12 protein-coding genes are annotated in these 14,601 nt (G+C 66.6%); 2 read left to right on the forward strand and 10 right to left on the reverse strand.

Features of this window, described 5'->3' with window-relative positions; translation table 11 throughout:
- Positions 1–40 precede the first annotated feature (40 nt).
- From MY55_RS03380 to MY55_RS03390, 3 genes are all read right to left on the reverse strand, one after another.
- Positions 41–1,237 (reverse strand): acyl-CoA dehydrogenase family protein, encoded by a 1,197-nt coding sequence (locus MY55_RS03380; RefSeq protein ID WP_197466047.1) that lies wholly within the window; start codon positions 1,235–1,237, stop codon positions 41–43.
- 67 nt (positions 1,238–1,304) lie between these two features.
- Positions 1,305–2,774 carry an FAD-binding oxidoreductase gene (locus MY55_RS03385; protein ID WP_201775333.1) on the reverse strand — a complete coding sequence of 490 codons (1,470 nt, stop codon included), beginning with the start codon at positions 2,772–2,774 and terminating at the stop codon, positions 1,305–1,307.
- A gap of 55 nt (positions 2,775–2,829) precedes the next feature.
- Positions 2,830–3,984, reverse strand: coding sequence for a GNAT family N-acetyltransferase (locus MY55_RS03390; protein ID WP_052257925.1), 1,155 nt, complete (start codon positions 3,982–3,984; stop codon positions 2,830–2,832).
- Between the two features lie 342 nt (positions 3,985–4,326).
- Here MY55_RS03390 and MY55_RS03395 point away from each other — a divergent pair, with 342 nt between their 5' ends.
- Entirely contained in the window at positions 4,327–4,914 is a 588-nt protein-coding gene (locus tag MY55_RS03395; RefSeq protein WP_197466045.1) for a TetR/AcrR family transcriptional regulator, read from the forward strand.
- 51 nt (positions 4,915–4,965) lie between these two features.
- On the opposite strand, the gene MY55_RS03400 is transcribed toward MY55_RS03395, so the two are convergent.
- On the reverse strand, positions 4,966–5,832 hold the full coding sequence (locus tag MY55_RS03400) for an MBL fold metallo-hydrolase (RefSeq protein ID WP_043573047.1): 867 nt from the start codon (positions 5,830–5,832) through the stop codon (positions 4,966–4,968).
- A gap of 134 nt (positions 5,833–5,966) precedes the next feature.
- Between MY55_RS03400 and MY55_RS03405 the strand changes: the two genes are divergently transcribed.
- Positions 5,967–6,872: a LysR family transcriptional regulator gene (locus tag MY55_RS03405; RefSeq protein ID WP_065201970.1), complete on the forward strand. Its 906-nt coding sequence runs from the start codon at positions 5,967–5,969 to the stop codon at positions 6,870–6,872.
- A gap of 86 nt (positions 6,873–6,958) precedes the next feature.
- Here the strand turns inward: MY55_RS03405 and MY55_RS03410 are convergent, their stop codons facing one another.
- From MY55_RS03410 to MY55_RS03435, 6 genes are all read right to left on the reverse strand, one after another.
- A complete protein-coding gene (locus MY55_RS03410; RefSeq protein WP_047236426.1) occupies positions 6,959–8,941 on the reverse strand; it encodes a methyl-accepting chemotaxis protein in 1,983 nt (660 codons plus the stop codon).
- A 164-nt stretch (positions 8,942–9,105) separates the two neighbouring features.
- On the reverse strand, positions 9,106–9,396 hold the full coding sequence (locus MY55_RS03415) for a hypothetical protein (protein ID WP_043572669.1): 291 nt from the start codon (positions 9,394–9,396) through the stop codon (positions 9,106–9,108).
- Between the two features lie 66 nt (positions 9,397–9,462).
- On the reverse strand, positions 9,463–10,737 hold the full coding sequence (locus MY55_RS03420; protein WP_047236427.1) for an ATP-grasp domain-containing protein: 1,275 nt from the start codon (positions 10,735–10,737) through the stop codon (positions 9,463–9,465).
- 63 nt (positions 10,738–10,800) lie between these two features.
- Positions 10,801–11,994 carry an MFS transporter gene (locus MY55_RS03425; RefSeq protein ID WP_047243057.1) on the reverse strand — a complete coding sequence of 398 codons (1,194 nt, stop codon included), beginning with the start codon at positions 11,992–11,994 and terminating at the stop codon, positions 10,801–10,803.
- Positions 11,991–13,349: an amidohydrolase family protein gene (locus tag MY55_RS03430; RefSeq protein WP_047236429.1), complete on the reverse strand. Its 1,359-nt coding sequence runs from the start codon at positions 13,347–13,349 to the stop codon at positions 11,991–11,993. The genes MY55_RS03425 and MY55_RS03430 overlap by 4 nt, the downstream gene beginning before the upstream one ends.
- Positions 13,346–14,599 carry an ATP-grasp domain-containing protein gene (locus MY55_RS03435; protein WP_065201971.1) on the reverse strand — a complete coding sequence of 418 codons (1,254 nt, stop codon included), beginning with the start codon at positions 14,597–14,599 and terminating at the stop codon, positions 13,346–13,348. The genes MY55_RS03430 and MY55_RS03435 overlap by 4 nt, the downstream gene beginning before the upstream one ends.
- Positions 14,600–14,601 lie beyond the last annotated feature (2 nt).

Below are 14,601 nucleotides of genomic sequence, written 5' to 3' on the forward strand. Positions count from 1 at the left end.
TGGGAGAGCGGGCGGAACAGCGCCGCCCGCGCCGGCTCGCTTACAGGAACGGATTGTCCGGCTGGCCGCCCAGCATCAATTCGCCGCATGTCTGCAAAATCATGTCCTGCGCCACCGCGTGCTGGCACATGGTGTTGGTGTCGCGCAGCCAGCGATCCAGCGGCGAGCTGGCGCGGTATATGGCGGCGCCGCCCACGGTGTCGAACAACCTGGCGACGATGGCGCGCGCGGTGCCGAAGGCGTGGTGGCGCGCCAGCGCGGCCGAAACCCGCTCCCCGGTGCTCAGCGGCTGTCCGGCCGACAGCTTTTCCCACTGCCGCTCCAGGCTGGCGAACACCCCGCTGCGGGCCGCGTGCAGCTCCATCTCGGACTGGGCCAGCGCAGTCTGGATGCGGTAGCTCTGCGGCCACGGCAGCTGCGTCACCCGGTCGAAACGGCTTGCCGCCAGCTCGCGCACGTGGTCTATCGCCGCGCGCGCCACGCCCAGCGGCACGCCGGACATCTTGCGCAGGATGGCGTCCGGCGCGATATGCAGCGGACCCTCGCGGCGCGGTTCGCGGAAGGAGAAGGAACGCTCTTCCGGCACGAACAGATCGACGGCGGCGTAGTCGCGGCTGCCGCTGCCAGCCAGGCCGGTGGTATGCCAGGTATCGCGGATCTGGTATTCATCGGGACGGGCGTACATGATCCGCCACTCGGGCTTGCCGTTCTCGGCCAGCACGGGTTCGCCGTCCTGATAAACGGCGCAGCCGGCCGCCAGCCAGTCGCAGTGGGTGCTGCCGCTGCCGAAGCGCCAGTTGCCGGTCACCCGGTAACCGCCGGCCACGCGCTCGGCGCGGCCTTCCGGGTGAATCCAGCCGGCGGTGATCATGTCCAGCCGCGGAAACATCTCCCGCGCGGTTTCCTCGCGCAGATAGCCGGAGTAGATGCCGGAGTCGGCGCCGATCATGCCGCACCAGCCGGCGGAGGCGTCGCCGATGGCCAGCGCCTCGATCACCTCGGTCTGCTGCATCGAATCCAGCTCGGGCCCGCCCCAGGACTTGGGCATCGCCATGCGGAACACGCCGGTGCCGCGCAGCAGCTCCACCACGTCCGCCGGCAAGTGGCGGTTCTGCTCGATTTCCGCCGCGCGCTGGCGCAGCACCGGCGCCAGTTCGCGGGCGCGGGACAGAATCCGCTCCGCCGTCCATTCGTCGGCGGCCGCCTGACCCATGTTTTCTTTTTCCAGATAAGCCATTCCAGTCACTCCCTGCGAAATGAAATTCGATAATGCGTTTTCGATGGCCGGCGCTGGCCGGCGGAGTTCACGCGTAGCGGCCCGGCGCGATCACCGCGCGCGGGTCCAGCATCCCCTTGATGCCGCGCACGAAGTCGCGCGCCGCCTGATCGGGGCTCAGGCCGTCTATCCAGTCCTGGTGATCCACATCCAGCCGATACGGGATGAAGCCGGCGGCGGAGAACAGCTGGTACAGGCGGTCCAGCGCCTGGTGGGCGCGGCGCGCCTCGTCGGCGTTGCGCTCGAACTTGATGGCGACCACGTAGTCGATGACGTCGGAGTTCAACGCGTTGATGGTGGCGCCGCAATGCACGCCGGTCTCGTCGTATACCTGGGCCAGCAGCCGCTGGGCCCGGTCGATGGCTTCGCCGTGGAAGGGGATCAGCGGCAGGAAGAACAGCCAGCCGCGGCCCGCGGCGTCGATATTTTCCGCATCCTGCCCCAGCGTGGCCTGCAGCAGCGTGTCGTTGCGGCTGGGATCGCCGGCGTAGGCGCTGGCGACCATCTCGGCCACCACGTTGCCGCTCAGCCGCGGATCGCGCTGATCCGAATGCGATACGTGCAGGAACAGGCCGGAACGGTTTGCCTCGTCGAGGATCACCGTGGTCATCGCCTCCACCACGGCAGCGGTGCCGTCCACGCAGACATGGGTCAGGTATTCGCCGATGCCGCCGCCATACAGCGCGCCGGCGGTCGCGTCGTAGACCTTGAGCACGCCGCGCACCATTCCCTGGGCGCTCCAGCGCTGCAGCACATCGATCGCCTCGGCCAGCCGTTCGCGGGCGAAGCTCAGGCGCACCACGCGCAGCGCCTCGGGGCGCGGCATCAGCCTCACCACCGCCGCCGTCACGACGCCCAGATTGGATTGAAAGAACAGCTGCAGCGGCGACGGCCCAAGCCCGTACGGATACACCGGGGAGGGGCGCTCGGCGTCGGGCCACCAACCCACCCTCATCACCTCGCCATCGGGCAGCACTACTTCCAGACCCACCAGGTCTTCCACCCGCTGGCGGCGCAAGCCCACTCCCCTGTCCACGCCGTTGCCCAATACGCTGCTGTGGGCGGAGGAGGCGGTGACATTGATCATGCGCGGGCTTCCCGCCAGCAATGCCGCCAGCTGGCCCTGGGTGACGCCGGGCTCCACCACCGCCCAGCCGGCATCCAGATCCAGCGCCCGCACCTGCTTCAGGCCGGACAAGTCCAGCGCGAGCGAGGCGTCCTGCGCCGCCTCCCGCGAGCCCAGCCCCCAGTTCCGGCCGGTGCTGAGCGCATGCAGGGCCACGGATTCCTCGCTCTGCGAGGCCAGGCGCAGCACGTCGCGCACCTGCTCCACGCTATTCGGGCGGATCACGCCCTTCCGCGAGCGCGGCCGGTACATGCCGACGTTGTCGTCGCCGGCGACCTGCGCCACCAGGCCTGCCAGCCAGGTTTTGAACGGTTGTCCGCCTGCCGTCAGCATTTCACTCAGCGATGCGTCTTGAAGTTGATCTTGTGTCATCACATTCCATCTTTCTTGATCTAAGGTAAGCAAACTAGGCGATGCCGCCCGCGGCTCAGCTGGCGATGACCAGCGGCACGTCCGGTTCCAGATAGGCGGGATTGACGCGAACGAAATGCAATTCGTCGCTGAAGCTGCCGTCGCTATTGCGCAGCCGGGATTTGCGCATGCCGTCGAAGCGGAATCCGCCGGCTTCCGCCACCGCCCGCGACGCCACGTTGCCCGGTTTGACGCCGAGCTCCAGCCGCACGTAGCCCGCTTGTTCGAACGCCCATTGCGACAGCAGCTGCAGCGCCCGCGAGGCAAAACGGCGGCCGCGGAACGACGGCAACACCCCGTAGCCGACATCCGCCACCTGCGGCGGCACCACCGCGCGCAGGACGATGCGCCCGGCCACCTCTCCGCTTTCGCAATCGACAATGCTGAAAAACGCATTCGGCCCGACCAGCCATTCCAGCGCGGCCTTCTCGACCCGGCTGGCGATATCGCAGCGCGACAGCGGTTCGATCAGCGACCAGCGCCTGGCCTCGACATTGGTCTGTTCGGCCAGCAAGGCCTCCACGTCGGCCACCGCCGCGACCCGCAAGGTGACGACGCCGTCGCTCAGCCCCTCGGGAGGCAAATCGGGAAAAACCTGCCGCAATGGCGTGCCGGCATCTTCGGGCAGCCTGGCGAACATGCCGCCGCTCTCCAGCCCGTGCAGCGTGGCGATGGCGCAACGCTGCACGCCCTCATAGCGGAAGCCGCAAGCCAGCGCGGTCTTGGCGCGATGGATGTCGCCCAGTCCGCACACCAGCTCCACCCGCGCGGCCCCGCACTCCAGAATCCAGCCGGCCAACGCGCCCAGCACTTCGGCCTCATAGCCCTGGCCGGCAAAAGCGGGATACAGGGCGTAATCGATCTCCACCGCCGCGGTGCGGGCATCGGTCAGCTTGACCAGCGCGGAACCCGCTATCGTGTTGTCGCGCACCCGGGTGATGGCGAACTCCGCCACCGGCAACGCCCGCGGGTGGGCAATCGCGCTTTTCAGGGCGGCCATCGCGGCATTGGCCTGATGGAAAGGGTCTGCCTGGAGCATCGACTGCTGAAAGCGGCTGTCTTGTATCGCCGCGTATAATTCATGCACCTCTTTGACACGCCAGGGACGCAAGGCCAGATTGTCCGTATTGATCAGCACGGACTCGATATGCAGTTCAGCTAGCTGAGCCATCGTGTCAGTACCCCACCCACCATCCAGTCGATTGCCCCTGCCCGCGTCTAGCCAGCGCTTGTGAAATCCACTTCATTCATGCCACCCCATTCAAGTGAAAACGAACCGATCTCGCCGGAAGATGGCTGTGCGCCCTCTCCCGTCTCCCACCTCCGCGCAGCGCCCTGCTCGCCAGATGCGCGACAAAAACATCGCGGCATGCGGACGAAATCCGGCCTTTGCTAGACAAGCATGGCGCTAGCTGGTAATTTTTGTAGCAGCTGATACATAAATCGAAATATGCCGCCCAAATATCTAAATGTCAACTATTTATGTAGTGGAAAGTAAAGAAAGGAAAAATATATGAGCGTCAGAGGACGACCGCGCAGCTTCGACCGCGAGCAGGCGCTGCGTTCGGCCATGCGCGTCTTTTGGGCCAAGGGCTATGACGCCACCCAGCTGGCGGAGCTGACCAAGGTGATGAACATCAAGCCGCCCAGCTTCTACGCGGCTTTCCGCTCCAAAGAAGCCATCTTCCGCGAAGCGGTGGAGCTGTATCTGCACTCGGAAGGCTCCGCCAGCATGCGCGCGCTGGCGAGCGCGGCGACAACGGCCGAAGCGATACATGGCATGCTGCTGGCCAGCGTGGATACGGTGCTGGCCTCCCCGGGGGCCAACGGCTGCCTGCTGATCCTGGGCCTGGTCAATTGCGAACCGGACAACGTCGCGCTGCAGGACTATTTGCGGCAAATCCGCCAACACACCATCCAGCTGATACAAAGCCGGCTGGAAGACGGGGTAGGCAAGGGAGAGCTGCCCGCGGACGCGGACTGCAAGCAATTGGCAAACTTCTATTTCACCGTGATACAGGGCATATCGCTGCAGGCGCGCGATGGCGCCGACCGCGCCAGCCTGATAGACACCGTCAAGCTGGCGATGAAGTGCAACTAAGCCCGCCGCCGGCGGACGCCGGCCGGGAATCCGCTGGCGAAGCGGCCAGCCTCACAGGAACTGCCAGCCATACCCGTTTGCCGAGCGGCCGACCCGCCCGGCCGACGACGCGCCGAAGTGGGCGGTGAACACGGTGGCCTGATGTTCGCAGGCATAGTCCAGCAGCCAGCGGCGCGAGGTGCGCGCGCCGTCCTGCTCCCGGCAGAAGGCCGAGTTCCATTCCGGGTGGTAGACCTGCGCCGGCGAGTGCATGGCGTCGCCGCTGAAGATGGCGGTTGCGCCGGCCGAATGCAGCGTGATCGACATATGGCCGGCGCAGTGGCCGGGCGTCGGGTGAAAATGGAAGGCGTCTGCGTAATCGGCGCCGGCCGCGGCGATGCCGACGGCCTGGCCGCTGGCTAGCACCGGCGCCACGCTGTCGTCAAACACCACGCGGCGCTTGTCGGCCTCCGGCGTGGCGAAGAAATCCAGCTCGCCCTGCGGCATCGCGTAGCGGGCATTCGGAAAAGTCGGCACCCAGCGGCCCTCCGCCAGCCGGGTATTCCAGCCCACGTGGTCGGCGTGCAGATGGGTCAGCAACACATGGTCGACATCCTCCGGCTGGATGCCCAGCGCGGCCAGCCGCTGCAGAAACGGCGTGCGCAGCCGGTGGAACAGCGCGTTGAACGGCCGCTCCTTGTCATTGCCCAGGCCGGTGTCGATCAAATACACCTTGCCGCCCAGTTCCACCACCCAGGTATGCACGCTGAGAATGATGTGCTCGCCGCTGGCATCGAACAGCTCGCGCAGCTGCGGCTGCTCATCCAGCGCGGCGTCGCGCCAGTCGGCGTACAGATAGGCCGGGGTGATGCCGGTGAGCAGGGTGTCGGTCACGCGGGTCACGCGGGCATTGCCGATGGTGTAAGTGTGGGCGTTCATCTGGTTTCTCTGGTCGGTTGGCGGCATGTCCGCGCTAGGCATGTCCCTACTATCCCGGAAACTACCAATGCATTCCAATACCGTATTATGATTTTGTGATAACTTAAAAACATCATAAAACCGAGAACACCAGCATGGAGCTGCGGCATCTGCGCTATTTCGCGGCGGTGGCCGAACACGCCAGCATCCGCGCCGCATCGGAGACACTGCACATCAGCCAGCCCGCCATCACGCGCCAGATCCAGGATCTGGAGGGCGAGCTGGGTTTCGCGCTGTTCGCGCGCTCGCCGCGCGGGCTGCGGCTGACGCCGGCCGGCGACAGCTATCTGCGCGATGTCCACGCTATCCTGACGACGCTAGACGCCGCCGGCCAGCGCGCCCGCCGCGTCGCCGGCGGCGCGGCCGGACAGCTGCGGCTGGGCTATGTGGAAAACACCGGCTGGGATGGCCCGGTGCCGCAGGCGCTGCAGCGTTTCCAGGCGGAAGCGCCGGAAGTCGCCGTCGAACTGTCGGCGCTGAACAGCCCGGAACAGCTGGCCGCCATCGCCCGCCATGCGCTGGACGGCGGCTTCATCTACCAGCTGGAGCCGCTGCCGGACGGTTTCGCCTCCCTGCCGCTGCGGCAGCAGGACGTGGTGCTGGCGCTGCCGCGCGCCTGGCGGATAGAACATGACGAGACGCAGCCGTTCGACCTGCGCGCGCTGGCCGGGCGGCCTTTCATCGCCTTTCCCCGCGCCGTCTACCCCGAATACCACGACCGCCTGTTCAGCGCCTGCCTGCAAGCCGGCGTCCGGCTGAACGTGGTGCAGGAGCAGCCGACCGAGGCGGCGATTCTGGCGCTGGTTTGCGCCGGGGTCGGCGCCGCCATCGTCAACGCCGCCAACCTGGCGCGGCCGCCGGCGCAGGCGCGGTTTTACCGGCTGCGAAACCTGTCGGTGCCGCTGCCGCTGTGTTTCGTCTGGCGGCGCGAGGCCGGCAATCCGGCGCTGGCGCGCTTCGTCGACAGCTTGCGGCAAACCATCGACAGCGCGCGGCCATAGCCGCAACGCGCCTGAACCCCGCGCGGCGGCGATAAAAAAGCGAGGCGGTCTATCGCCTCGCTCTTGCCGGTCCGCCGCCTGCCGGCTTACAGCTTGAAGCGCCCGATCAGCGACTCCAGCTCCTCGCCCAGCCGCGCCAGCGCCACCGTGGCCTGTTGCGCCTGCTCGATGGAGCCGTCGGTCTGCAGCAGCATGGTGTGGATGTTTTCGATGTGGCGGGCGATTTCCTGGCTGGCGCTGGACTGCTCGGCGGTGGAGGCGGCGATGTCGCCCACCGACTGCACCACCTGCAGCGCGTGGCCGCTGATCTGCTGGATGGACTGCGACGATTCGCCGGCCAGCCTCACGCCCTGGTCCACCTGTTGCAGCGCGCCGCCCATGCTGTCGGACGCCTGCGCGGTGTCGCGCTGCATGGTCTGGATCACGCCGGAGATTTCCAGCGTGGCCTGGGCGGTGCGCTCGGCCAGCTTGCGCACTTCGTCCGCCACCACCGCGAAGCCGCGGCCCTGCTCGCCGGCGCGCGCCGCCTCGATCGCCGCGTTCAAGGCCAGCAGATTGGTCTGGTCGGCGATGTCGCGGATCACCGACACGATGCCGGAAATCTGGTCGGAGCGCTGCTGCATGCCGCCCAACACATCGGCCAGCTGACGCACGGTGCTGGCGATGCGGCCGATTTCCGCCGCGGTGGCGTCGACATTGGCCGCCGCCTGGCCGGACAGGGCGTCGGCTTCGCGCGCGCGCAGCTCTGCCACCCGCGCCGATTCGGCGATGTGGCTGACGCTGACCGACAGCTGCTCGACGCTGGCGGCGGTGGCGTTGGCGGCTTCCGCCTGGCGGGCGGAGCTGCCGCGGATCTGGTCCACTTCGCCGGACAGCTGGCGCACCGAGCCGAGCACGTCGCCGGCGTGGCGGCGCACGTCCAGCATCATGTGGCGCAAAGAGCCGGTGAAGGTGTTGAAGGCGCCGGCGGCCTGGCCGATTTCGTCGCGGCTGGCGATGGCCAGTTCGCGGGTGAGGTCGCCGCTGCCGGAGGCCAGCTCGGTCATCGCGCCCTGCAGCCGGCCCAGCGGGCGCAGCAGCTGGCTGAGCGTGGCGCCCAGCAGCAGCAGGATCAGCGCCAGGATGCCCAGGCTGATGAAGGCCGACTGCCAGCTGGCGGCCCGCACCGGGGCGAAGGCTTCGTCCAGCGGGATGGAGATGCGCACCGCCCACGGCGCGCCGGCGTCGCCCACCGTGATCGGCATGATGAAGTGGCGATAGCCGTCGGCGCTTTCGTATTCGGCCGGCCGGCCTTCCTTGATCGCCGCCTTGGCTTCGGCCGGCAGGTCGGGCGCGGCCTTGCCGTTGAGCGCCGGCTCGCGGCCCGCCAACTGCACGCCGCCGTTGGAATACAGGCTCATGAAGCCGTTTTGGTACGGTTTGACCTTGGCCGCCATTTCCTGCAGATGGCCCAGCGCGATGTCGCAGCCGGCCACCCCCAGCACCTTGCCGTTCAGGATCAGCGGGAAGGACAGCGTGCCCATCAGGATTTTCACATCCGGGTCGACATAGGGCTCGGTCAGCATCGGCTTGCCGGTCTTGCGCGGCTCGGTGTAATAAGCGCTTTCGTCGACGCCGTCGCTGCCCCACACCACGTCCACCTTGCCGGCCTTGCGGAACCAGTACACGCCGTAGCGGCCGGTATGGTCGTTTTCCGGCTTGCCGGCCAGCTCGGCGTCGCGGCCGTCGAAGGCGTTCGGCTCCCAGTCCACCCAGTAGCCGACGGCGTCCGGGTTGTTGGGCAGCTGCCGCTTCACCACTTCCGACAGCAGCGAGCGGCCGTTGGCCGGCAGCGCGGCGCGCACGCCGGTCGCCGCCTCGGCCATCGCCTGCGCCGAATCGTAAGTCTTGCCCAGCATCCGCTGCACGCGGCCGGCCTCGCTGTCGGCCAGCAGCCGGGCGTGGTCCAGCACCGCGTTTTCGGCGTTGCGGTAGCTGTTGTAGATGTTGGCGCCTGCCAGCACGATAAAACCGATCAGGATCAGCAGGCCGGAACCGGCCAGTATCTTGCCTTTTATGGTGGTAATCATTCGTCTCCCCTTGCCTTGCCAACGCCGCCCCCGCGGCGGGCGGATGCCGGTTCCGCCGTTATAGCATTCGCATGTGTCTTCATGGCGAGGCCGCCGCACGGCGCGCCCCGACCTTCGAAGGTAACGCAGCCGGCGACGCGGCACAAAGGAAGGATTACCGCCGGCTACCAGCGCGCGCGTTTGAACAGGCTGAGCTGGTTGACGCGGAACAGCCGCGCCGGGCGCTGGCTGCCCCCTGGAACGGGTCGGTGGCCAGCCGCGAGCGGAAGACTTTCCACTCCGGCGTGGACGGCGAGACGGTGAACTTCGACAAGGACCCCGCCATCGATGACGACATCCAGAAATCCGCCAAGGGCTTGGCGCGGGTGAAAGAAGCAGATAGCCGCTTCGTGCTGAGCCAGCAACAAATGCCGGAACAGGCGGCCGGCGGCTGCAGGCTGCGTGGCGCTCTCCACCGCCAGGCGCCGCAGACTGGCGCTGAGCCGGCCCCGCCGGACGTCTGGCGGGAACCGGCGCCTGGCTTACACCGCTTCCGCCGCCTCGGCCAACGGCTCGGCTTCGAAGCGCACCGCGGCGGCGGCCTGATCCAGCGCCGCCTTGCACGCCGCCTCGCTATCGCCATAGGCGGTCAGGAAAGCGTAACGACCGGAGACGCGCGGGAAATACAGGGTATGTCCCGGCTCCACCAGCAGGCACACGTCGTCGACATTCTCCGGCAACGCGTCGCGATCCACCGCCAGCGCCTGGACCACGCAGTCGCCGTCCGGATACAAGAAACGGACGGCGGCCGTGCGTTGACGGGTCCGAGCCACATCCGGTGCGCGCCCGCAAGCCACCGCCACAGCCACCGCGCCGGCGCGGATGCCGCTGGAAATGCCACCAATATACGGAATCATGTCGCCGCCCAGACGCGAATTGATTTCGATGATCTTCGGCCCTTTCGCGGTCAGCATCAGCTCGGTGTGCGTAATGCCGTTGCGGAAACCCACCGCGCGGTGCGCGCCTCCCAGCACGGCCAGGAATTCGGCATCCTCCAGCAGGGGATCGTGGCCGTGAATCACGTGGCCGATCTCTTCGAAATGGGGGAAAAAGCCAGTTTCCTTGCGCGCGACGAACAGAGGATGCATCCGGCCGTCCACCCAGGCTACGTCCACGCTGACCTCCTCGCCAGTCATGTACTCCTCGATCAGCACGCTGCTTTCATAGCGGGTATAGCCGCTGCCGGCCAGCAGTTCGCAATGCTGGTCGACATGCTGCATGGCGGCGGTCAATTCCGCCTCGTCGTTCACCAGCGTGACGCCGTAGCTGCCCCCCAGGCCACGCGGCTTCACGATGACCGGATAGCCGATGCGGGCGGCGGTGGCGACCGCCTGCCCGATGTCGGCCACCAGCACCGACTCCGGCTGCGGCACCGCGGCGGCGGCCAACGCCTGGCGGGTTTCATGCTTGTCGCGGCAGCGCGCGTAGGCGTCCGTTTCGCCGCCAGGCAGACCCAGCGCCGCGGCGACCCGCGATGTCGGCACCATCCGGATCTCGTCCCAGCAGATCAGGCCATCGATCTTCCGCGTGGCCGCCAGCGCCAACGCCTCCCGCGCCATCGCCTCGGCGTCCAGCGTGTTCACCAGCGTGTATCCGTTCAGATAGGGGATCTGCCAGGTCGGCGCAGCATCGGTGAACAGCCAGACATTCGCCTCCTCTACGATTTGCCGCAGCAGGTATTCGCGATAGAGGTGAAAGCCAGTGGAAATCACCAGGACGGTCGGACGTTGCTGATTGATGGATTTCAATTCCGTCATTTCTATGTCTCTTTCCTTGCCGTAACGGTTACGCAGGCCCGCGCGCCGCGAGCCCGCTCTTGCCTATTTGGCGCCGGACAACTGCTCGGCCAGCGGCACGCGCTTCTTGACGCTGGCGAAGCTCACCACCGCGCACAACAAGGCCAGGCCGGCGACAATCAGCCAGTTCAGGCCCGGGCGTCCCATATGGCGCGACAGGTCGAACAGCAAGCCGGCCAGGAACGAACCCAGCATGTTGCCTAGGCTGCGGAAGAAGTGCATCGCGCCCATCGCGCGGGATAGCCGATCGGCCGGGATCTTGGCCGAAACCCACATATCAAACGAAGGCGTGAACAGGATGTCGCCCAGGATCACGATCAGGCAGCCCGCCACCACCCAATAGGCGGAGACGCCCATCCCGAACATCAGATAGGCGGCGCTCATGCCGATGAAGGCAATCGCCATCACGTAGCCAGGCGGGAAACGGCCGTTGAAGAAACGGAAGATCGGCATCTGCAGCAACAGCATCGCCACGCCGGTGATCCAGAACGGAACCGTCAGCGGCAGCTCCTTGACATAAGCCTGCATATGCAAGGGCATGGAGACGACGAAGTTGAGAGACAGCAGCCAGAACAAGCTGGACAACAGGAAGTAGAAGGTCCCCTCTCCCAACTCCAGCCCTTTCAAGATGCCGGCGTTGAACAGCGGCACGTCGCGCTTGGGCGGATGGGTCTCGCCCGGAATCACGAAGTACGCGGCGATGCAGTAGCCGATGAACAGCAGGAACACCACCAGGAACACCAGCGGCATCTGGGCATTGCTGAACAGGCCGCCAGCCAGGGCGCCGAGGATGATGCCGGACTGGGATGCCAGCTGGAAGCTGGAAAACGCCTTGGCCCGAGCCGCTTCCGGAAATTCGCCCAGCACGTTCTTCAGCCCGGGGAAGGAGGTGCCCGAGCCGAAGCCCACGAAGAAGGCCAGCGCGCTATAGGCGACGACGTCATGCGCGAAAGCCATCAGGCCCAGGGCCACCGCCTCCACCAGGATGCCGATGACGATGCCGTGGCGCTTGCCGACCCGCGCCGAAAATCCCTCATAGCTGAAGGTGGCGCTCAAACGGCCGACATAGGTCATGAACATGACGAAGCCGGCCCAGAACCCGCTGTAGCTTGATCCCAAGGTGGCGACGAGGTGCGGAAAATAGATGAAATTCCCAATACCCGCCAACGCGATGCCGATATTGATGCCATACATGGTGCGTCTATGTTGCGGTGTCATAGCGAGACTTTCCCTTTGGTCGCGGAAGCGCGTCTGGAGTGAATGAATTGCGCGATGCGCGCGCGGTCCACCGCGATGCCGCGGACCACGGTCTCATCCGGCAAGGCGCCGGTCGCCGCATCGGCGTCGCGAAACAGGTTGAACGTCGCGGCGGCCCCGACTGCGAACGGCTCAGTGGCGGCGCGCCCAGCCAGCAGCTCGAAAAAGCGGCGGCCGTCGAGACAGGCGTTGGTCTGCAGCGCGACGTCGGCCCGGCCCCGCCGCTCCGCCAGCAGCCTCAATTCGGCCAGCAGGCTGTAGCCATGGAAGCCGCCGGCGTTGCCGGCGTCGGTTCCCACTCGCAGGGCGCCGCGGGCCAGCGCGGCGCGGCTGTTCTGCCGCATGGCGCGCAGCGCGCCGGTCCGGGTTTCGAAACAGTTGCGGGCGACGCCGAACGGCTGCTCGATGCCCGCCACGAAATCGAGGTTCGCCGCATCCTGCGTCTGCACGAAGCCGGCATGGCCATATTCGTCCAGAAACTCCTCGCGGCTCATCACCATCGGCCGCAAGCCCGACAGCGTCGAGACGAAGGATGCCCCCGGCAGGTTCGCCCAGTCGGCATCGCTCAGTTCGACATCGCGCACGGCGTGGGCGAAATAGCGGAAACCGAAGCGATAGGCCAGCAGCACCTCCTCGCGCGTATTGCAGTCCAGCACGCAAGGGATGCCGCGCGCCGCCACCGCCTTGGCCAGCGCCTCCAGCAGCGGCGCCGACAGCCGGTTGAACTTGACCGGCGAGCCAGGCTGCTCGACGCCATCGGTGAACATCACTTTCAGGAAGCTCGCGCCCAGCTTGGCGTTGGCCTCCAGAATCGTATCCAGGTCGCTCTCGCAGCCCAGCATGAACACCGGCGACGGAAACTCGGTGCCGTGCGCGCCCTTGCCGTCATAGCCGCACATCGCGGTAATCGCGTAGCCGCAGTGCGCCACCTCCGGATAGGGCAGCCAGGACGCCGCCGCCGCGTCCTGCCAGCGCTGCCGGACCAACGGAAACCCAAACATGTCCACCACCTGCGTCACCCCGTGGTAGAGGTATTGCAGCGCCACCAGTTCAGGCTCGTCTATGCTGTCGTCGAAATTGGCGGGCAGCGCGATATGCGCATGGCACTCGGTATACCCCGGCCACAGACTGGCCGCCGGCTTGGCGCCGGCCGCCGTTTCGCCGACCGCCCGGATGGAGGCAAAATGCCCATCCTCCACCTCCACATCGAACAGCTGCGACGAGTCAAGCACCGGAATCGCCACCCGGCGCAGCGCGCGGCGGGCGCCGTCGCCCGCAGCCGTCGCCGGCCTGCTTTCGGCAACGGCTGCGCTCACTTCGCCACCCCTACCGCCAGTTCCAGATGAATGCTGTCCAGCGCGGCCTCGCAGCGCTGATTGACCTGCTCGCGGCTATCGCCGGTGAAGACCATGTGGCCGAGCCAATCGAAATTGCTCTTCGACAGACGGGAAACGGGACGGCCCGGCGCCCGGTAGCTCAGCGCATCGTGATAGCCGGGCAAGGTCTTCAGTTGGGAGAAGTCGATCTTGGACAGCGTGCCGTCCACCGGCGAGCCAAACCACCGGACGCTGGCGACGACATCGCCGGGCACCGGATGCTCGGGCGTCTCGCCCAGCGCCTGGCGGATCACTTCCAGGTACGGATCCACGCCGCTGGACAGTTGCATCAGGCTGGGCACAACGCCACCGATCAGACGGCCGTTGACCTCGCACAGTACCGGGCCATCCTGGCTCAGCAGGTATTCGGTGTGGATGAAGCCGAAGTCCACGCCCAAATGCGTCAGCACCTTCTCGTTCATCGCAAACAGCTCGTCCTGCAGCGGATGGCCCTTGAAATAGGTGGCGCCCATTTCAATGAAGTAGGGGAAACCGCTCAGCGCGCGGTCGGTGATGCCCAGGTTGACCACCTTGCCGCCCTGCTGCACGCAGGCTTCCACCGACACCAGCTCGCCCTCGACGAATTCCTCGACCAGGATGTCAGGAATGCGCACCACGCCGCGGCCGTAATCGGTGATCTTGGCCAGCTCGGCCAGGTATTGCTCCAGGTCTTTTTCATTGGTCAGATGCAGCACATGCAGGCTGGCCGTGCCATCCGACGGCTTGACCACGCAGGGGAAACCGATTTCGCGCACTGCCGCCTCCACCTGCTGCGGGTCGCTGACATGCGCGAAGCGTGGCTGCCGAACGCCGGAGCCGGCCAGCTTGGTGCGGGTGCGGTGCTTGTGGCGGGCATTCAGCGCGCCTTCCACGCTCATGCCCGGCAGGCCCAGCGCCTGCGCCACGGTGGCGGTGTGGACAGTGTGGTACTCGCTATAGGTGGCCACGCCGTGCACCGGCTTCTCGGCATGCAGGCGCTTGGCCAACGCCAGCAGCGCATCGATGACGAAAGCGTCGTCGGACTTGATCACGCGGCAGCGAGGATGCTCGAAAGCGGCCTTGGCCAGCGGCGATACGTTCAGGTAGAAATCCGGGTCCGCCGAGACCAGCGTGACGTCATGGCCCAGTTCCAGCGCGTTTGCGATGCCGGCGATGCCATTGGGATTGCATTCGATCATCAAGATATGCATTT

This window comes from Chromobacterium subtsugae, assembly GCF_001676875.1.
In the GTDB taxonomy this organism is placed as follows: Bacteria; Pseudomonadota; Gammaproteobacteria; order Burkholderiales; family Chromobacteriaceae; genus Chromobacterium; species Chromobacterium subtsugae.